17 protein-coding genes are annotated in these 20,398 nt (G+C 47.6%); 8 read left to right on the top strand and 9 right to left on the bottom strand.

The features are described from left to right. Positions 1 to 53 precede the first annotated feature (53 nt). The 3 genes from NXH67_RS08330 to NXH67_RS08320 are packed head-to-tail and all read left to right on the top strand — an operon-like array spanning position 54 to position 2,218. Positions 54 to 521 (top strand): DUF2975 domain-containing protein, encoded by a 468-nt coding sequence (locus NXH67_RS08330; RefSeq protein WP_022777508.1) that lies wholly within the window; start codon positions 54 to 56, stop codon positions 519 to 521. A 10-nt stretch (positions 522 to 531) separates the two neighbouring features. Further along, on the top strand, positions 532 to 741 hold the full coding sequence (locus NXH67_RS08325; RefSeq protein WP_022777507.1) for a helix-turn-helix domain-containing protein: 210 nt from the start codon (positions 532 to 534) through the stop codon (positions 739 to 741). Positions 742 to 751: 10 nt separating this feature from the next. Then, positions 752 to 2,218, top strand: coding sequence for a DUF4153 domain-containing protein (locus NXH67_RS08320; RefSeq protein WP_272797078.1), 1,467 nt, complete (start codon positions 752 to 754; stop codon positions 2,216 to 2,218). A 108-nt stretch (positions 2,219 to 2,326) separates the two neighbouring features. On the opposite strand, the gene NXH67_RS08315 is transcribed toward NXH67_RS08320, so the two are convergent. The 7 genes from NXH67_RS08315 to NXH67_RS08285 all read right to left on the bottom strand — a co-directional run bounded on the left by NXH67_RS08315 (position 2,327) and on the right by NXH67_RS08285 (position 13,659). Beyond that, the gene (locus tag NXH67_RS08315; RefSeq protein ID WP_022777505.1) at positions 2,327 to 4,105 is read right to left on the bottom strand and encodes an ABC transporter ATP-binding protein; all 1,779 of its coding nucleotides are present in this window, start codon (positions 4,103 to 4,105) and stop codon (positions 2,327 to 2,329) included. Between the two features lie 112 nt (positions 4,106 to 4,217). Beyond that, complete coding sequence (locus NXH67_RS08310; RefSeq protein WP_272797077.1) at positions 4,218 to 5,951, bottom strand: ABC transporter ATP-binding protein; 1,734 nt, start codon at positions 5,949 to 5,951, stop codon at positions 4,218 to 4,220. Between the two features lie 3 nt (positions 5,952 to 5,954). Continuing rightward, a complete protein-coding gene (locus tag NXH67_RS08305) occupies positions 5,955 to 7,649 on the bottom strand; it encodes an NERD domain-containing protein (protein WP_272797076.1) in 1,695 nt (564 codons plus the stop codon). A 96-nt stretch (positions 7,650 to 7,745) separates the two neighbouring features. Beyond that, positions 7,746 to 9,293, bottom strand: coding sequence for a sodium/proline symporter (locus NXH67_RS08300; RefSeq protein ID WP_272797075.1), 1,548 nt, complete (start codon positions 9,291 to 9,293; stop codon positions 7,746 to 7,748). Between the two features lie 84 nt (positions 9,294 to 9,377). After that, positions 9,378 to 11,720 (bottom strand): EAL domain-containing protein, encoded by a 2,343-nt coding sequence (locus tag NXH67_RS08295; protein WP_272797074.1) that lies wholly within the window; start codon positions 11,718 to 11,720, stop codon positions 9,378 to 9,380. An 18-nt stretch (positions 11,721 to 11,738) separates the two neighbouring features. Next, positions 11,739 to 12,884 carry a GGDEF domain-containing protein gene (locus NXH67_RS08290; protein ID WP_272797073.1) on the bottom strand — a complete coding sequence of 382 codons (1,146 nt, stop codon included), beginning with the start codon at positions 12,882 to 12,884 and terminating at the stop codon, positions 11,739 to 11,741. A gap of 376 nt (positions 12,885 to 13,260) precedes the next feature. Then, a complete protein-coding gene (locus tag NXH67_RS08285) occupies positions 13,261 to 13,659 on the bottom strand; it encodes an RrF2 family transcriptional regulator (RefSeq protein WP_022777499.1) in 399 nt (132 codons plus the stop codon). Between the two features lie 504 nt (positions 13,660 to 14,163). Here NXH67_RS08285 and NXH67_RS08280 point away from each other — a divergent pair. The 5 genes from NXH67_RS08280 (at position 14,164) to NXH67_RS08260 (ending at position 18,535) form a co-directional block, all read left to right on the top strand. Beyond that, entirely contained in the window at positions 14,164 to 15,447 is a 1,284-nt protein-coding gene (locus NXH67_RS08280; RefSeq protein WP_272797072.1) for an O-acetylhomoserine aminocarboxypropyltransferase/cysteine synthase family protein, read from the top strand. A 129-nt stretch (positions 15,448 to 15,576) separates the two neighbouring features. After that, positions 15,577 to 16,464, top strand: a complete 888-nt coding sequence (locus NXH67_RS08275) for a transporter substrate-binding domain-containing protein (protein WP_272797071.1) — start codon at positions 15,577 to 15,579, stop codon at positions 16,462 to 16,464. An 11-nt stretch (positions 16,465 to 16,475) separates the two neighbouring features. Then, positions 16,476 to 17,135, top strand: a complete 660-nt coding sequence (locus NXH67_RS08270; RefSeq protein WP_022777496.1) for an amino acid ABC transporter permease — start codon at positions 16,476 to 16,478, stop codon at positions 17,133 to 17,135. Next, the gene (locus tag NXH67_RS08265) at positions 17,116 to 17,790 is read left to right on the top strand and encodes an amino acid ABC transporter permease (RefSeq protein WP_272797070.1); all 675 of its coding nucleotides are present in this window, start codon (positions 17,116 to 17,118) and stop codon (positions 17,788 to 17,790) included. Before NXH67_RS08270 ends, NXH67_RS08265 begins: the two co-directional genes overlap by 20 nt. A gap of 4 nt (positions 17,791 to 17,794) precedes the next feature. Then, the gene (locus tag NXH67_RS08260) at positions 17,795 to 18,535 is read left to right on the top strand and encodes an amino acid ABC transporter ATP-binding protein (protein ID WP_272797069.1); all 741 of its coding nucleotides are present in this window, start codon (positions 17,795 to 17,797) and stop codon (positions 18,533 to 18,535) included. A 47-nt stretch (positions 18,536 to 18,582) separates the two neighbouring features. Here NXH67_RS08260 and NXH67_RS08255 read toward each other — a convergent pair whose 3' ends face one another. Together NXH67_RS08255 and NXH67_RS08250 are read right to left on the bottom strand one after the other, a co-directional pair. Further along, complete coding sequence (locus NXH67_RS08255) at positions 18,583 to 19,353, bottom strand: hypothetical protein (RefSeq protein WP_272797068.1); 771 nt, start codon at positions 19,351 to 19,353, stop codon at positions 18,583 to 18,585. A 218-nt stretch (positions 19,354 to 19,571) separates the two neighbouring features. Beyond that, entirely contained in the window at positions 19,572 to 20,210 is a 639-nt protein-coding gene (locus NXH67_RS08250; RefSeq protein ID WP_272797067.1) for a GDSL-type esterase/lipase family protein, read from the bottom strand. Between the last annotated feature and the right edge of the window lie 188 nt (positions 20,211 to 20,398).

The raw sequence follows: 20,398 nt of genomic DNA, 5'->3' as shown, positions 1-20,398 counted from the left end.
GATCCACTATCGGATCAAATTTTTCCGGAAAACTAAAGAAAGAGATGAAAAAAATGAATAACAGTAGTTCAGAAGCATTTAGCATTAAACTGAGTAAGTTAGCTATTTTTCTGGTGGCTGCAATTGCTGTAGCCATGTGTGTTACGGGGCCGTTTCTGGTGAAGGTCATTATGGCCAAGGCTTCTCCGTTTATCACGGGCACACCCAGATACCTGATGCTGCTTATAGGCGGGTATATATGTGCGGCGATTCTTTTTGCCTTCCTTTTTCTGCTCTATGGGCTGATCTCCAGAATCGAGATGGGGAATGTATTTGTTCCTGAGAATGTCAAGGCCCTCAGCAATCTGGCAAGAATCGTATTTGCAGCCACCGTCATCACAGGTATCATCGGCATCTGCTGCACCCTTATGCTGCTTATCGTTACAGCCACAGCCTCTTTTATCATCCCTATCATCTGCGTTGTGAAGAACGCCTTCGGCAAGGCCGTGGAGATGAAGGACGAACTGGATTATACGGTATAAGGAGGGGGCAATGATCAGAGTTAACTTAGACGTGGTAATGGCAATGAGGAAGATCGGCTCCGGCGACCTGGCAGAGAAGGTGGATATCACCCCCGCCAATCTTTCTATATTAAAAACAAATAAGGCTAAGGCAATCCGTTTCTCGACGCTGAACGCGATCTGCAAGGAACTGGGCTGCCAGCCGGGAGATATTCTGGAATACGTTCCGGATGAAGAGTGAGGAAAAAAGTATGGATAATTACGAGAATAATCAGCCACAGCAGACAACATATGAGGCTGATGCGGGAAATGAAAACAAGCAGAATACTAACGCATTTGCAGCATACTACGCTCAGACAGCACCCAAGGTGTACGTTCCGAATAAAAATATTTTCAGAATCGCTGCAGTAATCAGCTATATCATCGGTTTCTTTTATTTCAAATATGTTTTTGGTACCATTGGCTGGGATCCCACAGTATTTACAAACAATAAGGGACTTCCCTATCTGATCTTCGGTATAGTTTTTGTGATCGGCTGCGAAGCCTTTGCCCACTTTACAGGCACCACCTATGAGTACCTGAGGGAAAAGAACCGTTCAGTCATGGAGGCGGTCATTTTTATGGTCTGCGTTCTTGTTCAGAGCGTTGCCCTCTGTCTCTGGGGATTTCGTGAGGACTGGGTGGCATGTACTTTCCAGGTATTCATGTGGCATGCGACCATCATTTACTATGTACTTGCCCGCTGCGGCGTACTGTCTGCCGGCAGGAGCGGTATCTTGTTTCCTATTGATTGTCTTCAGGGCTTTATTGTTGTTCCCTTCGGCAACTTCGCATTAAGACTTGAGACCATCTTCAGAAGAGGGGACATGAAGGAAGATCCCGAAGAAAAAGAGATCAAGGCTCCGAAATTCAAGATTACCGCAAGAGGCGTCATTACCGTTCTTCTCAGCCTCTTTATCGCACTTATTGTATGTATATTTGCTTTTACACAGCTGGCTGAGGTATCCGAAACCTTTGAGGGATTGAGCGATAGCATCTCCGATACATTCTCCAAAATATTCGGAGAGGGTTTCTGGAACCGGTTTGGCGACAACCTTTTCACCCTGATTATTTCACTGCCCTTTGGATGCTTCCTCTTCGGCCTTGTGGCAGGCGCACTTAAGAGTAAGAAGCCCGAGATTCCTGAGGCATTCTTCAACAGCTGCACCAAGGGACTTCATCAGCTGCCCGACTATTCAGCATACATCATCATCGGCAGCATCAGCTTTTTGTACCTGGTGTTCTTCGGAACAGCGCTGTATGACTTCATAAACAATCAGGGGCTCTTCGCAGCAACCGCCCACGAAGCTTCAACAAGAGCTGTGGCAAGCTTCTGGAGTCTTATCAGAGTTATACTTCTTAACTTTGCGATCATGTTCGGCTCCTGCATTTTCTCAAGAGATGCTCTTTGGGAGAAAAAGGGAACAAGGATCATCGCTACTGTTCTGTTCGTATTCGCACTTGGTTTCGCCCTTCTTGGACTATACAACCTCTGCGTGGTTTATATGGGAAGCTACGGCTTCACAGCCAAGAGAGTGCTGTCAACCTGGGTTGAAGGAAACATCATTGTGTGGTGCGTTCTGATGATTGTAAGACTGTACAAGAAGATTCCGGCAGCACAGATCGGACTGCTGCTTGGGGCAATTTCGTTCTCTGCGGTGATGTTGGCGAAGTTCTAAGGAGTCAAGGGGACGGTGTGAGTTAATGGGGACGGTTCTTGCTGACTCGCTCCGTGAGTCAGCGAGAACCGTCCCCATTGACTCGCAACCGTCCCCGTGTCATCCCCATCACTCAAACTGGCTACGATACAGCGCATAATACGCGCCCTTCTTGTTCATCAAATAATCGTGGTCACCCTGTTCAACCACATTTCCGGCGTCGACAACAAGTATGTTGTCGGCGTTTCTTATTGTAGAGAGTCTGTGAGCAATGATAAAGCTGGTCTTGCCAGCCATCAGGCTCCTCATGGCCTTCTGGACCTTGCGCTCTGTGGCGGTGTCGACATTGCTGGTGGCTTCATCAAGGATCAGCATGCTGGTGTCATAGAGCATGGCCCTGGCAATGGTAATGAGCTGCTTCTGGCCTTTACTGATGTTGCCGCCATCCTCGCTGATAACGGTGTTGTAGCCCTTTGGAAGGCGCATGATATAGTTGTGGATGTGGGCAGACTTGGCTGCTTCCACAACCTCCTCCATGGTGGCGTTTTCTTTGCCATAGGCAATATTGTCAAAAATAGTTCCGTTGAACACCCAGGTATCCTGGAGAACCATGGAATAATTCTTTCTAAGGCTCTGCAGCGTGTAGGCCTTGACCTCTTTTTCATCCACAAAGATCGCACCTTCGTTGACATCGTAGAAACGCATGAGAAGGTTGATGATAGTGGTCTTGCCGGCTCCGGTGTGACCTACGATTGCTATGGTCTGCCCGGGCTCTGCCTTCATATTGAAGTTCCTTAGTACGATCTTGTTCTTGAGATATCCAAAGTCAACGTCCCTAGCTTCCACTGTGCCAAGGGCTCTTGCCAATTCTCCGGCGCCTTCGATATCCTTGACTTCCTCAGCTTCATCCAGGAGCTGGAACACACGCTCCGCAGCAGCCAGGGCGCTGAAAATCTCGTTGACGATATTAGAGATCTCATTGATGGGGCCCGAGAACTTTCTGCTGTAGAGTATGAAGCTGGATATCTGGCCGATTCCAACAACTCCGTTCATGTACAGCATAGCGCCGCCAAGACCGATGGCTGCAAGTCCGATGTTACTTATCATTCCGATGGTGGGTCCCATGGTCATTCCAAGGCTGTCGGCATCTCTGTAGGCCTCTGCTGCGTTTCGGTTGATCTCCTCGAATCTGTCACAGACATAATCCTCGTGGGCGTAGGCAAGAATAGTCTTTTGCCCCGTGAACATCTCCTCCGCAAAGCCGTTCATCTCGCCGTAAGCAAGGCTCCTGAGCCTGTACAGTGGTCTCGTGCGCTTACTCATGTATCTGGTGAAAAGAATCGACACAGGAATCGTGAACACCATGCACAGAACCAGCGGCGGCGATATGATACACATCATCACAAAGCTTCCCACAACCGTAACGAAACTGGTCAGAATCTGCACCACATCCGAAGAAAGGCTGGTGGATACAACGTCGATGTCGTAGGATACACGGCTGATGATGTCTCCCGCAAGGTGCCTGTCGAAATAACCCACCGGCATCTCCATGAGCTTGTTAAAGACGTCGCGTCTCATGTTCCTTGCAACTTTTCTGCCAACCCTCATCATTCCTATATTTACAAAAAAGCTAAGGATGTTGCCGCTGACATAGGCGATCAGCATGAAGATTCCGTAGCGGATAACTTCGTTTATATCAACTTTTCCAGCGCCCTGACTTGCTGCATTAATGGCCTTGCCGGCAAAATCCGGGCCGAGAAGGTTACCGATATTGCTGGCGAAGGCGCACAGGAGCATGAGTAGTACTACCCATGCGTACTCCATCAGATATTTGAGAAGACGCAGCATGGTCTTTTTGGCGTGCTTGGGTTTTTCTTTGGCTTTTCCTCTATCTCCCGGACCGGGCATGTTGTTCCTCCTTGTGTATGTGCGGTTGTTTTTTTGGTGGGTCGTTATTTCTATAACTCACGTAGCCATTCACCTATACCCGTCCCAACAAACTAACAACCGCCATAACTCATCATGTAGTCTGCATTTCAAAAGTTTCTCTGTAGGCCGGGCAATTCTCCATCAGCTCCTCATGGGTTCCGTAGCCGATGCAGGTTCCGTTGTCCATCACCATGATATGATCCATGCCCATGATACTGCTGACTCTCTGGGCGATCATGATCAGGGTACTGTCAGAATGGTTCTTTCTGATGGCGCTCCTCATCTGAGAATCCGTCTTGTAATCAAGAGCTGAGGAGCTGTCATCCAGAATAAGGATCTCAGGGGCTGCCGCAAGAGCTCTCGCCACCAGAAGTCTCTGCTTCTGTCCTCCTGAGAGGTTGGCGCCCTTGATGGCTGCCATGTACTCCATTTTGCCGTCCAGGCTGTCGATGTATTCTGAAGCTACGGCATCTTCCGCAGCGCTGTCGAGATCCGCCTGAGAGATACCTCTTCCGAAATCGATGTTGTTTTTGATGGAATCGTTGAAGACCATGTCGTTCTGGAAAACCACACCGAACTTGCGCCTCAGCTCATCCTTTTCATAGCTTCTGATATCCCTGTCATCGATGGTTATGGAGCCGGAATCAGGGTTGTAGAAACGCATCAGAAGATTCACTATGGTGGTTTTGCCGCAGCCCGTGGGGCCTATGATTCCGAGGCTCTCACCTTTATTTAGGGAAAAACTGATATTCTCAAGGGCCAGTTCTCTTTTGCCTCCCGCAAAGTCCGCGTCAGTTCTGCTCTCGCTGCCGTAGGAGAAGCTGACATTATTGAACCTGATATGTCCTCCACCGTTCTCACCTCCAAGGTAGATCTCCCAGCCATCATCGGTGCTTATCACCTCATCTATACGGTCGGCACTGGCGCTGGCCTTACTCATGCTCATGAAGATACGGTTAAGCCCCATGACACCCATGTTGATCATGTTGAAATAGGTCAAAAAAGCAAGGATCACGCCGGGCTGCATCTGCCCCCTATTTACGCGGATGGCGCCAAAGATGACAACCATTGTAAGACCTATGTTAAGGCACAGCTGCATGAAAGGCCCTGGTATAGCCATAATGGTTCCGGCTCTCATGTCTGTTCTCGCCATATCCTCGTTGGCGGCGGCGAAACGTCTTTTTTCAAACTCGCCCTTACTTAAGGCCTTGACCACACGAATGCCGGTGATATTCTCACGCATGATACGAACGACGCTGTCAAGTTTCTTCTGAACGCCTGTGTACAGCGGAATACCCTTGGAAGATACGAAGAATACTACGCAGATGAGAAAAGGCAACATGACAATAAGGATCATGGCCAGTGCCCAGTCCATAAGCAGGGTCATTACCACACCGCCAAAGAGCATCATAGGCGCTCTGACACAGAGACTCTGAAGCTGAGCCACCGCGGCCTGTACGTTGTAACTGTCGCTGGTCATACGGCTGATAAGGCTGGGAAGGCCGAAGGAGTCGAATTTGTCTCCGGACAGATTCGCAGTCTTTTTGAAAAGAGCCTGCCTCACATCGAAGCTGACCTTGTGGGCGTTGTTGATGGCACGCCTGTTGGCCATAACGTTGAACTGGCGGCAGGCAATTGCGGCCACAAACATCAAAAGTCCCCACAGGAGAACATCTCTCATGTTTCCTGCGGGAACCACGTGGTCAATCATATATTCAAGAATGTAGGGAAGAGTAAGCTCTGTCATGGTGCCTATCAGCTTGATGAAGATAGCCAGGAATATGGCCCACTTGTACTTCCCCATGGATTGAAAAATCAGTTTCATAATTTATGCGCTCATTTTTTCTTTCAAACTCTCGTATGCGGCCTGCATTTTCTTGAAGGTCTCCTCATCACCGTTTCCTCCGTCGGGATGAAATACCTTGCAAAGGCTCCTGTACCTGCTGTTGAGGGATGTGATATCATCGCAGCCGCTAAAGAACATATTCACAGCTTCCTTGATAGGATCACCTGTGGAGGTGCCCCCGCTGCCACTGTTACCACTGCCGCGCCGGCTACTACCGCCCTGACTGCCACGATTGTTACTGCCGCTGTTATCGTCATATTTGCCGGGATAATCATAGGTCTCGCACTGTTTAACGCATTCATATGCTTCGAGCAGCTCAGTGTAGGATTCTATTTTGTACCATCTGACCTTCTGAGTCTTATGCTCCCTCCAGCGAAGAGTCCTGTTATCTACGATCTCAACCTGATCGTAGCCGGGTTTCCATCTGATTGAACCGGGGCCGATTACCTGCTCATGGATCCAGTTGGTCCTGAACAGGTAGGGCATACACTCCTCCACTTCTATATAGAAATACTGATAGGCTCTCTTACCAAAATCACCGTCAGAGTCCATTCGGTCCCTCATCTTGGCTTTCTTGACGTCTTCGCTCATGTTGATAAGAGGCATAAGAGCCTTGATTGTTTGCTGAGCATATTTATCGTCATAGCAATTGGGCTCATCGTCACTCTGGGTACGCATATCCTCTGCAAAGCCTGCAAACTCCATGGTAAGGGCTGCTCCAAGACCACCAACATTGGTGATTCTCCAGTCCCCTATAAGGAGCTGATCAATGGTATCTCCCTCCTGATTCCAGTCAAGATTGGCATTACCTGCCAGCGTGACGTAGTTGGCAAATACAGGTGAAAAATCCATGCCCTCCTGCTGATCCAGATAATGCTGGAGAGCCGCTATATGCTCGTTGTTCTGAAGGAACGGATTGTAGATATTCTGCGTCTGACCACCGAAGGGGCGGAAAGACCAGTATTTATCGGAAAGGTTGCATTTGGCAAAATATCCGCCTCTGTTCTTGGCCTCGATAACGAATACGAAGGCTCCGAAAACGATGACGGCGTCTATTTCCTGGAAAGAACCGTTCGGCTCAGGTACCAGCAGATTGTAGAAGATATAGGTCTTGAACTGCGGGTAAATGCGCTTGAACTGCTGATAGCCAACATCTACAAGATACTCTCCCATTTTGCCCTTGTCTGTGGCAACAGTCTCAAAGGGATACTTATTCTGCTCGTAATAAATGGATTTGTAATAATTTAAGATATAATTCTCGGGATTGGTATAATCGGCAGCCTCTGAAGCAGCCACTACCAAAGAGCCGATAAACCCGTATTTAAGAAGGGTTGTGCCGGCATGAGACAGCATATTGGGATTGATGATGGGTGCGCCGCACTGGTGGCACTTGATGTCACCGTAATGAGCAGCTCTTGCGCGCTCAACATAGCAGCCGCATTTAAAGCAGTAGTAGCCCGGACATACTGCCAGTCTCTGAGCTGATGACTGAGCCATCATTCGTAGCTGCTGGTATTTTTGCTGATTGATCGCAGCAGAAGCACCTGCGGCGGAACCGGGCACGGAAGCCCCATTTGAAGTATTACCTGCAGCTCCCGGTCTGGAAACGGGCTTGCCGCATTTACGACAAAACTTGGCGGTATCACCGACATCGGTGCCGCAATGAATACAGAACATATTCTAATCCTCCAACATACTTCCCCTCTCAAGTCTCTTTATCTTACAACAGCGAGGGGAAGTATGGCAAGAGGACCTATGGCATTTATACGCCTTTTAAGACATCTTGGAAACCTGTTCAAATTCGTTCTCGATCTCCTTATCGGGAGCGGGAGTAGCAAGGCTCACAACCACAATAAAGACGATTGCCACAAGGAAGGCAGGCGCCAGCTCATACAGATTCCAGTTGCCGCCCATGGGCCTTACCAGGTACTTCCAGATAAATACTGTAGCGCCGCCGGAGATCATTCCTGCGATCGCACCGTATCTGTTAACTCTCTTCCAGTACAGAGACAGTATCATAACAGGTCCGAATACCGCACCGAATCCGGCCCAGGCAAAGGATACGATTCCGAATACCGAGCTGTTGGGGTTCCAGGCGATGATAACACCGAATACCGCAACTGCGATAAGAGTAGCTCTTGCTGTGAGCATTGCAGCAGTCTCAGACAGCTTGATTCCAAAGGTCTCCTGAATAAGGTTCTCAGAAACCGATGAAGAAGCAGCGATAAGCTGTGAATCCGCGGTTGACATTGTGGAAGCCAGAATGCCTGCAAGAACAATTCCTGCCAAAAGAGCGAAGAAGAAACCGTTCTCACTTATCTTCTGAGCGATTACAACGATAAGTGTCTCTGCCTTGGAGGAACTGGTGGGATCATCAATAAGACTCTCAAGAACATCGCCCTGTGTCATTGCTCTTCCCACAACGCCCAGGAATACTGCGATCGCAAGGGAGAAGACAACCCATACGGAGGCAATTCTTCTTGAGAGCTTGAGCTCTCCGGGCTTTCTGATAGCCATAAATCTAAGGAGAATATGAGGCATTCCGAAATATCCAAGGCCCCATGCGAACATTGTTATCTTATTAAAAAGGCCGTAGGGTGCGCCGCTTAGTGAAACATTGTCATAAGTTGCATTGAGGCTCAGGAACCCTTCAAGCTGACCCGCATTGGCGATAACCTGATCAAGGCCTCCTGCAGTCACGATTCCGTATCCGATGACAAAAAACAATGCAGCAGTCATTACAATTGACTGGATAAAGTCAGTCTTGGAAGCTGCCAGGAATCCGCCGGTTGTGGTATAGCCCACGATGATGATGGCTGAAACGATCATAGCCAGCTGATAATTTACACCAAATAAAGATGAGAAAAGTTTACCGCAGGCTGAGAATCCCGATGCGGTATAAGGAACAAAGAAAACAATGATGAAAATCGCTCCGATGGCAAGAATCACATTGTTTGTATCGCGAAAACGCTTTTTGAAATAGTCGGGAATTGTGATGGCATCGAGCTTCTCCGTGTAGTTACGAAGCCTTTTTGCCGTAAATAGCCAGTTAAGATAAGTTCCGACGATAAGACCTACCGCTGTCCAGCCCGCATCTGCGATACCGGAAAAATAGGCGACGCCCGGAAGTCCCATAAGAAGGTAGGAACTCATATCCGAAGCCTCTGCACTCATGGCGGTTACGAAAGGTCCCAGCTTTCGTCCACCCAGATAGAAATCCTTAACATCGTTGGTCTCCCTGGAGCTAACAAAACCCACAAGGAGCATCATTGCAAGATACACAAGAATTGAAATAACAATACCGATCTGCGCTGTAGTCATACTCTCTTCTCCCTTCAACAACACTTTTTTTCGTTAATACTTTTTCATAGTAGCACAGTAAAGGGATAAAGGGAAGAATGAAATTCACTCTCCGTCCAGTATTGCGATAAATTCCTCCTCCGGCATAGGCTTATGGAACAGATACCCCTGTATATAGTCGCAGTCCGCATACTTAAGGAACTTAAGCTGCTCCTCAGTCTCCACGCCCTCGGCGGTTACCTTGGCTCCGATGAGGTGCGCAAGTCTGATGGTGGAAGCAATTATGGCTTCCGCCTTGTCGTTGATGCCGATTTTTCTGATGAAGCCAAGATCCAGTTTGATTATGTCAAAATCGAAGCTCTCCAACATGGAAAGTGAGCTCATGCCGCTTCCGAAATCGTCCAGAAGTATCATGACGCCTTCTTCTTTGAGTTTATTAAGAAATTCCATGGCTCTGCTCTCAAGGTCCGCATAGGCAGACTCTGTTACTTCGAACCTGATCATGGACAGATCGATCCCCTTCTTTTTGACCCTTTCGTAGATACCCTCGATGAAGGACAGATCGTAGAAGTCAACTCTTGACAGGTTGATGGCGCAGGGGACGCTCCTCTTGCCCATCGCAGCTCTTTTTTCCAGAAAATCAATCACCTTGTCCAGCATGAAACTGTCAAGATGTGAGATCATGCCCTCGGACTCGATCACCGGAATGAACTGGCCGGGAGATACCATTCCAAGGTCCTTGTGACGCCATCTGATAAGGAGCTCGGCGCTGACAACGTCGCCGGTTCTGGCATCAACTATCGGCTGGTAGTAGGGCAGGAACTCGTTCTCGTTAAGAGCTCTCTCAAAGTCGGACAAAAGAAACCTCTGTCTTACGTAGCTCTCCTTCATGGTGTCGTCATAATAGGCATAGAGACGATTCCCCTTGGCTGTGCCATCGCCGATGGTCTTCTCCACCAGCTTGGCTCCCGCCAGGAGCTGCCTTGCGTCGGCATTTCTGTTTTTAATGGAATAGATACCGCAGCGGATCTCGTAGCTGTACTCCTTTGACTGATTCCTGTAGACCTGGCTGCACATCTCCCTGAGATTTCGGTCCGTCAGATTATCGTCCGAGGTTATCAGAACGAAGTGATCACTCTCAAGCCTTCCCAGCAGCACGGGCTTTAAGTACTTGCGCAGAACGTCCCTGGTCTGGAAAATAACCATATCGCCGTTCCAGTTGCCAAAGAGCTCGTTTACTGCCTTGAAGCCCTTAACATTGGTATAAACAAGGGAATAGTTCTCATCCTCGGGAAGCTCGGAAATAAACAGCGCAGCCCTCTCCAGAAATCCCGTTCTTGCATACTCATCCGTCATCCAGTCGTGGTCAAGGAATGTGGTTATATCAATGTAAACCACAAGGAACCAGTCGGGGTATCCCGGGACCTCCCAAACTCTGATATTCTTGGCGCGACGCCCGTTCTCCGTATCAACATGAACGGTCCTTACATAGTCTCCTTTTTCCTTGAGTTCTTTAAGGATCACCGATGCTCTTAGCTGGTCAAGAAAAGACTCCTGCTCCTCTTCCACCACCAATTGAGAGAGTTTGAAGCAGATATCGGGATATTTGAGCTTGCTGCTCTCAAAAAGTTCCTTGAGATTCTCATGGAGGTAATAAACCTCACAGACTTCGGTTTTCTTATTTACGGAAAAAACCATATCGTAGCCGTCAGCAAGCATGGTCTTGACCACGGTCTGCTCAAAGTAGCCCATGAAGGGCACAATGGTCCCCTGCTTCAAAGGCCTGATGGTTCCGTCTTCTATGATCTCACCTTTACCCTTGAAGGTGGTCTTTCCGTTTTTTACCTTAAAAAAGCTGCCGTCGGAAACCAGATAGAACCGCCTTCCGTAGCTGTCGGGCATTACGACGTCCTCTATAATATTCTTGCCGTCCAGTGTCCTTTTCAGCGTATCCTCCCTGTGGGGGATCATCTGAATATTTGTAAGATCGAGGCCGTCGAGGAAGCGCACGAAATTGGGATCTGCGGCTTCTCCCGTCTTATCAGGCATGAGATATACGTTGTAGGCAGCATTCATGGAGCCTGCTCCGGAGCATATGACCACTCCGTTAAAGGTAGATATCACCTTGTCCAGACCCACATTTTTCATAAAAGCAAGCTGAGAGGGCGCATGTCCACCGGCAAGATATATGACGTTGGCATCCTCCACCAGGTCTTTTACCGGGCCGGAGCCTGTCTCACCCAGCATGGTCAGCTCCTTTACCTCAAGTCCTGCATTTTTGAAGACATCAAGAACAGTGTCCTTTTGCTGCTCATTCTCCTTTTTCTCCTTGGGATTGCAGGGCACATAAAGAACCTTGGCAGGTTCCTTCCATTCTTTTCTCAGATCGGCAAAAAGGCTGCGGTTGTCGCCGGGGGCTATGAAATTGCTGGTAAGATATACAACCATTTGAGTATGCTCCGTTCTTTAGTTTGCTTTTTTGTCTTCGTACATGGCTCTGTCTGCTTTGGAAATCAGGTCTTTAAGGGTGTCGTTCTCGGCAAGTCCTGCGGTTCCGATGCTGACGGTGAGGTCAAAGGCAAGCTCTTCCTCCTTGACAAGTCTTGCGAGAATGTTGTTTGTGCGGGTCTTCAGCCTCTCTATATCCTGCGGGCTGTCCATGGTGGCCAGGATAACGAACTCGTCGCCGCCGTATCTGGCGATGATGGCCCTTCGGGAGAGGCTCTTGCAGCTAAGTCGCAGGGCTTTGGCGATGACTTTGAGGGCGTTGTCTCCCTCCAGGTGGCCGTAGGTGTCGTTTATATACTTGAATCTGTTGGCATCCACCAGGAGCAGGAACAGCCTGTCGGTGCTGCCTTTATTCCTTTTCCATTGATCAAAGGTGTGGATCAGTTGCTTTCTGTTGCTAAGGCCCGTAAGAGGATCCACGGAAATCAGCTGGTCGATCCAGTTAAGGTACAGCATAAGTGTGGTCAGCGACATGGCGACGCAGACCACGGGTAGTTTGGGATAAATAAACTGAATGATGCCGGCAAGTCCCGGTGCTATGGGAAAAAGAGCCAGCAGTATCAGGTAATCTCTGTCTATTTTGCTGTTCTTCCTGACAATGTCGATGATGATTCTGGTGCATGCCACGATTATATATAGGTAAGAAAGTACGTAGGTCAGTATGAAGTACGGGCCTCTGTGATATACTCCCGTTTCGTCGATGTAAAACAGATATTTGCCGAAGAGGTTGCCGATAAGGAGTAGGGTCATGAGCCATATCACTGAGGAGACGAAGCTGATACGCCTCTTTTTCTTAACAATGGAAGTCTCCCTGAGGTACTCAAAATACAGAAACCAGAAGAAGCACATGGTGGCTGTGGAAAAAAAGTAGATGGTCTTGAAAGCAATGATCGCCACACCATTTCCCGGAATCAGACCGTTGGCAATAAGGACCGTCAGCGTGTCGGAAATGAAAAAGACCATCTCACTAATTATGGACAGCGCAAAATTTCTCTGGGCCACCATCTTGGATAATCCGGTTGTTTTGTGCAGGATTATTCCAATGAGGATCAGAGAAAAAATGTTTATTTCCAAATATAAAACTGCGTATTCATTAGGTTGCATGGTTTAATTATAAACCATAGGAATATTATATTGAACACAGAAATGTATTATTTCGTTTATTTTGTTTTGCCGCTGTGATAAGGCAAAAAAATACCTCCTCGCTATATGAGCAAGGAGGTAAATCTATGGTAAATTCCCATTTAAATCAGGATCGGGATTGCGGGGAGGGCTACCGGATGTGGGACCGGTAGCGTTTTTGTAATGAAATGAAAACGTTGTGTGGGGTTATCAGGTAGTGTTGTTCGCTTCCTGATGATATTATGATATTCCCGCAACCTAAATCTTCACTTAAGCAATTGTGAACATTCTGTGAATGGGGTCTGACCCCAATTTTGTTCACAGTTTGTTGATGGGGACTGGCCCCTTAGTCGGCCCCTTAGTCGATTAATTCACTAAGTTTCTTCCCGTAGAAGAAGTTCTTCTCGAGTTCGTAGAACTCGGTCCACATGGGGAGGGTACGGCAGTAGGAGGCCTTGGCGCACTCCGGGGCGCCTGCCTCGAGGCAGGCTACCGGGGCAAAGGTGCCTTCCATGAGCTCTATTATCTCGCCGACGCTGTACTCCGAAGGCTCCTTGCAGAGCTTGTAGCCGCCGTGCTTGCCGCTGGCGCCGGTGATAAGGCCTCCGGCCACCATCTCCTTTGCTATGATCTCGAGATACTTCTTGGATATCTCCTGCCTCTCCGCTATATCTTTAAGAGGAATGAAGTCATCGCTCTTTTGCTCCGCCAGATCTATCATTACTCTTAAGGCGTAACGTCCTTTTGTGGAAAACATAGTTGCTTCCTCCTTAATATCTCTATTTCTTAGTACATCTCTTTATAAGTTCATCTCTTAATTAGAATGCATCATCTTAAACATATCTCTTCTTAATATAACATATGAAGTCTTTAAGAATCCTTAACCAAAATTTATCGCAGGAATTAAAATTTGGTTATCGTATAACATATTGACATACTAGGTAAATGTATTGTAATATCAATCCAAGATAAAAACAAGGAGGAAACAAAAATGTTTAACTTATCATTTGTAAAAGAAAACATGATGTGTTGTCGAATGCAGGACTCCCGGGCATGTAAGATGGCTGGTGTGGTGCTTAGTCGATGTGCACACCAATATAAATGATAGGTTTGCATTGATGTGATGCATCCTTGATCAAAAGCCATTGCCCGGGAGAACGTTAAGCCTCCGGGCTTTATTATTACCATTTGAAGCAAAAACGAAATCACAAACAATAACAACACAAACAAAAATATTAAAAGTTAAGAGGAGATTAAAGGTATGAGCAATTACAGATTTGAGACACTTCAGTTACACGTAGGACAGGAACAGCCGGATCCCGCAACAGACGCAAGAGCGGTTCCGATCTACCAGACAACTTCATATGTATTCAGAAACTCACAGCACGCAGCCGACAGATTCGGCCTGGCAGATGCAGGAAATATCTACGGAAGACTTACCAATTCAACACAGGACGTTCTCGAGAAGAGAATCGCAGCTCTTGAAGGCGGCAGCGCAGCTCTTGCAGTTGCATCCGGAGCAGCAGCCATCACCTATACCATCCAGGCACTTGCTGCAAACGGTGGCCACATTGTAGCTCAGAAGACCATCTACGGCGGCAGCTACAACCTTCTGGCCCACACACTTCCTCAGTACGGTATAACAACTACTTTTGTAGATGCACATAACCTCGCAGAAGTTGAGGGAGCCATCAAGGAAAATACAAGAGCCATCTACCTTGAGACTCTTGGCAATCCCAACAGTGACATCCCGGACATCGACGCAATCGCAGAGATCGCTCACAAGCACGGTCTTCCTCTTGTAATCGATAACACCTTCGGAACACCTTATCTTATCAGACCTATCGAGCACGGCGCTGACATCGTTGTTCACTCAGCAACCAAGTTCATCGGCGGACACGGAACAACCCTCGGCGGAATCATCGTTGAGTCAGGTAAGTTCAACTGGAAGGAAAGCGGCAACTATCCTCAGATCGCTGCTCCCAACCCCAGCTACCACGGTGTATCCTTCTACGACGTTGTTGGACCTGCTGCCTTCGTAACCTACATCAGAGCCATCCTTCTTCGTGACACAGGCGCTACAATCTCACCTTTCAACGCATTCCTTCTTCTTCAGGGTGTTGAAACACTTTCACTTCGTCTCGACAGACACGCTGAGAACACCAGGAAGGTAGTTGAGTTCCTGGCAAGTCACCCTCAGGTTGAGAAGGTTAATCATCCTTCACTTAAGGATCACCCTGATCACGCACTTTATGAGAAGTACTTCCCGAATGGCGGCGCTTCCATCTTCACCTTTGAGATCAAGGGTGGCAAAGAAGCAGCCTGGAAGTTCATCGATAACCTGGAGATCTTCTCTCTCCTTGCAAATGTAGCTGATGTTAAGAGCCTTGTTATCCACCCTGCAACAACAACTCACTCACAGCTTAACGATGAGGAGCTGGCTGATCAGGGCATAACACAGAGCACCATCAGACTTTCCATCGGCACAGAGCACATCGATGACATCATTGCAGACCTTGAGAAAGGCTTTGCTGCCGCCAAGTAAGAATAGTAGAGGCGAGATAAGCAGGGGGCTGTCCCAATTAACAAATTGTGAGCCTCAATAACTATCGACGGACTGTGTTGGTCACAGTTTGTTGATGGGGACTGCCCCCTTAATGAGAGGAGAAAGAATATGAAAAAAAATCTATTAACAATCGCATTATCAACAGTACTCGGCGCCGCAGCTCTCACCGGCTGCGGAAGTACAAATACAGCATCTATCGATGAAGCAGAGGTTGCCAAGGCAGCCTCTCCCGGATCCTTAGTTGTTTACAGAACCGTTGACGAGATCAAGGAGAGCGGCACCATCAATATCGGTGTTTTCTCCGACAAGAGTCCCTTCGGATATGTGGATGAAAACGGCAACTACGCAGGCTACGACGTATACTTTGCAGAAAGGATCGGAGCAGACCTCGGGGTTAAGATCAACTATGTTTCCACAGAAGCAGCCAACAGAATTGAGTACCTCCAGACAGGTAAGGTGGATATAATTCTTGCCAACTTCACCGTTACCGATGAGCGTGCCCAGGAGGTTGACTTCGCACTTCCTTACATGAACGTTGCTCTCGGCGTTGTATCTCCTTCCGACGCAGTACTTACAAGCCTTGAGGACGTTCAGGCACAGGACCAGATCATAGTTATCTCCGGCACAACAGCCGAAACCTACCTTGAGAAGAACTACCCTGACATCAAGCTCCAGAAGTACGATGCCTACGCAGAGGCCAAGACAGCCTTTGAAAACGGCAATGCCATCGCCTGGGCCAATGACAACACCGAAGTTATCGCTTTCGCAATCGAGAACGAAGGCTTCACCGTAGGCATTCCTTCCCTGGGAGATGCGGACACCATCGCACCTGCCGTAACCAAAGGCAACGAATCCCTGCTGAACTGGCTCAACGACGAGATCGTAGCCATCGGCGAAGAGAACTTCTTCCACGCTGACTATGAAGCAACTCTTCTTGATACCTACGGCGCTGACTACGAGAACACTCTTGTAGTTGAAGGCGGCAAGGTTCAGTAAAAGGACCGGCAATGGATATTGAAATAATCAGATCCTACATCCCACTATATAACGATGCACTCCTATTAACTTTTAAAATAGGCCTGCTGGGCATCCTGACAGCTTTTGCCATAGGGCTGTCGGGAGCGGCAGCCCTCTATTTCAAAGTGCCCGTTGTCAAAAAAGTACTTACAGTCTACATAGAACTGTTCAGAAACACACCGCTCCTGGTTCAGCTCTTTTTTATCTACTTCGCTCTCCCAAAGCTCGGAATAAGAATCTCTGCAGAAGCCTGCGGAACCCTGGGCCTTAGCCTTATCGGCGGAGCCTACATGATAGAGACCCTAAGAAGCGGCCTTGAATCCATTGACAAGATCCAGAGCGAAAGCGCTCTTTCACTGGGAATGACAAAGTCACAGGTTTTCGGGAGTATCATCTTACCCCAGGGAATCTCAAGAAGTGTTCCCGGAATCATGGCCAATGTGATCTTTATGTTAAAAGAGACCTCGGTTTTTTCCACAATAAGTCTTATGGACCTGATGTTTACAGCCAAGGACCTGATCGGAATGTATGCCAAGACAATTGAGTGTCTCTTCCTACTTGTAGTTTATTATCTGATAATGCTGCTCCCCGTATCACTGCTGGGATCGGTAGTTGAGAGGAGAGTTCGTTATGCAGAGTTTGGGGATTGATGTTCTTTTCAAAGGAACAAATATGCTAAGGCTCCTCAAGGGACTGTGGGTCTCCGTGGAAATAAGCCTTATCTCAGTTGCCATCAGCATTATCCTGGGACTTATCATTGGAGTCCTGATGACCTCAAAAGCAAGGCTCATTCGCCTGATACTTCGCATTTACCTGGAAATCGTCAGGATAATGCCGCAGATGGTACTTCTGTTTATCGTTTACTTCGGCACCACAAGAGTCTTCGGTATCAACATCTCCGCGGAGCTGTCAGCCATAATCGTATTTGTATTCTGGGGCACTGCGGAAATGGGCGATCTGGTAAGAGGCTCCATCAAAAGCATACCAAGAATTCAATATGACTCGGCTTATGCACTTGGGATGAACAAGTTTCAGGTGCATTTTTACATTATTTTTCCACAGACCATAAGAAGGCTCCTGCCGCTGTCAATCAACCTGGTGACGCGTATGATCAAGACCACGTCCCTGGTAATGATGATCGGAATCGTGGAGGTCCTTAAGGTCTCCCAGCAGATAATTGAGGCCAACAGGAAAGCCTCTCCCAATGCGGCTTTTGGCGTCTTCGCCGTGGTATTTCTGCTATACTTCATCGTTTGCTGGCCCGTCAGCAGACTTGCCAATAAATTAGAGAAAAGGTGGGCGTAAAAAAATGGGTGATCTGGTAAGAGTTAAGCACCTGCACAAGGAATACGGAAGAAATGTGGTCCTAAAGAGCATCGATCTGTCGGTGAAAAGAGGCGAAGTCGTAGTGGTCATCGGCCCCTCCGGCTGCGGAAAGAGCACCTTCCTTAGATGTCTCAACGGCCTTGAGGAGATCCAGGGCGGCGTCATAACCGTAGACGGTCTTCCCGTCGAACCTGACAAAAAGGATATCACCAAGATCCGTCAGAAGATTGGAATGGTATTTCAGTCCTACGAGCTGTTCCCTCACAAGACAGTTCTTGAGAACGTGATACTGGCGCCCGTTAAGGTCCAGAAGAGATACAAGGACGACGCCATAAGAGAAGCTCTGGTTCTCCTTGATAAGGTCGGTCTTGCGGATAAAAAAGACTACTACCCAAGGCAGCTCTCAGGCGGACAGAAACAGCGTGTGGCAATCGTTCGTGCTCTTTTGATGCATCCTGAAGTTCTGTTGTTTGATGAAGTTACAGCAGCTCTTGATCCTGAAATGGTGCACGAAGTTCTGCAGACCATGCTGGATCTGGCAAGGAGCGGCTCCACGATGATCATCGTGACTCATGAGATGGCTTTTGCAAAAGCAGTGGCCGATAGAATAGTGTTTTTTGATGAAGGGGAAATAGTAGAAGAAACCTCTGATGTCAGAGGTTTCTTCGAAAATCCGTCAACAGAAAGGGCCAGGCGATTCCTGAAGACATTTGCATATGAATAACAGCTATGGGGCCTCCGGCCCCTATTTTATTTCACTTCACAGCCGCCTCACTCATAGGCGCTTATATAGTCTATTTTCATAGCGTCCTCAAGATCATCATCATTTATGATCGGAGTACAAGCATCTACCATAACGCAGGTAAATGAATCTGAATAGCCTTGTTCCTGCTGGAACTGTTTGTTGAAGGTATCATACTCCTCTTCTGTTACTTTCTCCTTATCAATGAAATAAGTAGTTTCTTCAGTTTCATACAGAGTGCTCTTAGTCAGCGTATTCTTAAGAACCGGTTTGCCATCTTCCATGGCAAATACAAATTCTGTAATATCAGCCGTATCTCCGCCGCCATTTACATATTCATAGTAAAAGCGGTTTCCTTTGTCGACGTAATAAAAATCTCCTGAGCCGCCATAGAACGGAAATCCGGAAGTTTCAAGGGATACGACCTCGCCGTTATCGTAAGAATAAAGATAAATGTTATAATTAAGTCCCTCATATTCAAGGACTGCAAGTTCATAGACATCATCTTCATCAAGATGGAGAAGAGAGACGTAGCAAACCTGGGTTTTGGCCTCCATCCTCTCCTTCAGAAATTTCTTATATGCTTTAATTTCGGGACCATTGAATTTATTGGTCTCTTGTGCAGATGCCTGATTCTGTTCATTACTTTGATTCGGAATCGGCAGCTGAATATTTGTATTCTCGCTGCTCTCACCGGATGTCGGTGGCAATGTCTCCTGTCTGTCGCCGATATTCAACCCACAACCCGTCATGAGAAGTGACAGGGAAAGTCCTATAGATAAAAGTTTTACTTTTTTCATAGCGTTTCTCCTTTATTTAACTGATAAATGTCAGGGATGAATATAGCATAATATAGAATGGAGGGAAAATATTTAGCTGTTTGAGAGAAATAGGATGGAGTAAATGATAAGATAATGAAAATCAGCTAAGCTAAATGAAATACCGCTTCGCGGAATGAAATTCAGCTAAGCTGATTTTCATTATCTCAACCTATATTATTTGATAAATTTCATTCTTTTCATGCTATCTGCCCTTCCTCGACAGCCCTTATCCTCCTATACACCACATCTGCGAACACCCTATGCCCCTTCTCATCCATATGCTCGCAGTCCACACCGCTGGCCTTCACATAATCCGAAGCCGCCAGGAAGTTCACCCCTCTCCTATCAGCAATCGCCCTGTAGACCTCTTTTAACTGCTTACTTACAGCCACAGACCGGGTACTGAACTCCGGGTCCTTGTCGTCTCTCCACACATCATCTCCGAGGGCTATGGGCGAAATGAGAAGTATATTCTCGGGTTCTACATGATCCATGATCACATCAAGGCATCTCTCAATGCCCTTGCCGATGGTTCCGGCGGACACATTGTAGTAGCTCTTGCAGTCGTTGGTGCCAAGCATCAGAATGACGTAGTCCACGGGATAATGGCTCTCCAGTATCATCGGAAGGGATCCCACGCCCTTTCTTCCGGGTCTAAGCTCATCCTCGAACACTGTGGTACGACCGCAGAGCCCTTCCTCTATGATTCTGTCCTCAGCAAGCTTCTCCTGAAGAAGGCTGGTCCACCTTACTTCCCAGGGATATCTCTCATAGGGGGATGATCCCGGGATAAGTCCCCATGTATTTGAATCTCCATAAGCTAAAATCTGCCTCATAAGCGCCTCTTTTCCGCAGTTCTTGAGTTTCCGAAGTTTTCTTTTTCTATGATGTAGGTGTCAAAAGTATCTTTTGACACCATATGATATACGAATTGCTCCATGACTATCGTCATTCTCGCAATTCTACAAATATTCGGAAACCGCTAATTTACTGCGTAAATTGCTAATTCCTCATATTTGTTTGG

The sequence above is a fragment of the Butyrivibrio sp. DSM 10294 genome, assembly GCF_028539135.1.
GTDB lineage: Bacteria > Bacillota > Clostridia > Lachnospirales > Lachnospiraceae > Butyrivibrio.
The sequence above is the reverse complement of the archived record's forward strand: the minus strand, read 5'-3'. Positions and strand labels throughout refer to the sequence as shown.

What these genes read in the sequence shown, in the direction of transcription:
- NXH67_RS08255 (WP_272797068.1), bottom strand. Translation starts at nt 19,353, where the DNA reads ATGAAAAAAGTAAAACTTTTATCTATAGGACTTTCCCTGTCACTTCTC.
- NXH67_RS08300 (WP_272797075.1), bottom strand. Translation starts at nt 9,293, where the DNA reads ATGACTACAGCGCAGATCGGTATTGTTATTTCAATTCTTGTGTATCTT.
- NXH67_RS08325 (WP_022777507.1), top strand. Translation starts at nt 532, where the DNA reads ATGATCAGAGTTAACTTAGACGTGGTAATGGCAATGAGGAAGATCGGC.
- NXH67_RS08285 (WP_022777499.1), bottom strand. Translation starts at nt 13,659, where the DNA reads ATGTTTTCCACAAAAGGACGTTACGCCTTAAGAGTAATGATAGATCTG.
- NXH67_RS08275 (WP_272797071.1), top strand. Translation starts at nt 15,577, where the DNA reads ATGAAAAAAAATCTATTAACAATCGCATTATCAACAGTACTCGGCGCC.
- NXH67_RS08290 (WP_272797073.1), bottom strand. Translation starts at nt 12,884, where the DNA reads ATGCAACCTAATGAATACGCAGTTTTATATTTGGAAATAAACATTTTT.
- NXH67_RS08265 (WP_272797070.1), top strand. Translation starts at nt 17,116, where the DNA reads ATGCAGAGTTTGGGGATTGATGTTCTTTTCAAAGGAACAAATATGCTA.
- NXH67_RS08295 (WP_272797074.1), bottom strand. Translation starts at nt 11,720, where the DNA reads ATGGTTGTATATCTTACCAGCAATTTCATAGCCCCCGGCGACAACCGC.
- NXH67_RS08330 (WP_022777508.1), top strand. Translation starts at nt 54, where the DNA reads ATGAATAACAGTAGTTCAGAAGCATTTAGCATTAAACTGAGTAAGTTA.
- NXH67_RS08260 (WP_272797069.1), top strand. Translation starts at nt 17,795, where the DNA reads ATGGGTGATCTGGTAAGAGTTAAGCACCTGCACAAGGAATACGGAAGA.
- NXH67_RS08320 (WP_272797078.1), top strand. Translation starts at nt 752, where the DNA reads ATGGATAATTACGAGAATAATCAGCCACAGCAGACAACATATGAGGCT.
- NXH67_RS08250 (WP_272797067.1), bottom strand. Translation starts at nt 20,210, where the DNA reads ATGAGGCAGATTTTAGCTTATGGAGATTCAAATACATGGGGACTTATC.
- NXH67_RS08280 (WP_272797072.1), top strand. Translation starts at nt 14,164, where the DNA reads ATGAGCAATTACAGATTTGAGACACTTCAGTTACACGTAGGACAGGAA.
- NXH67_RS08315 (WP_022777505.1), bottom strand. Translation starts at nt 4,105, where the DNA reads ATGCCCGGTCCGGGAGATAGAGGAAAAGCCAAAGAAAAACCCAAGCAC.
- NXH67_RS08310 (WP_272797077.1), bottom strand. Translation starts at nt 5,951, where the DNA reads ATGAAACTGATTTTTCAATCCATGGGGAAGTACAAGTGGGCCATATTC.
- NXH67_RS08270 (WP_022777496.1), top strand. Translation starts at nt 16,476, where the DNA reads ATGGATATTGAAATAATCAGATCCTACATCCCACTATATAACGATGCA.
- NXH67_RS08305 (WP_272797076.1), bottom strand. Translation starts at nt 7,649, where the DNA reads ATGTTCTGTATTCATTGCGGCACCGATGTCGGTGATACCGCCAAGTTT.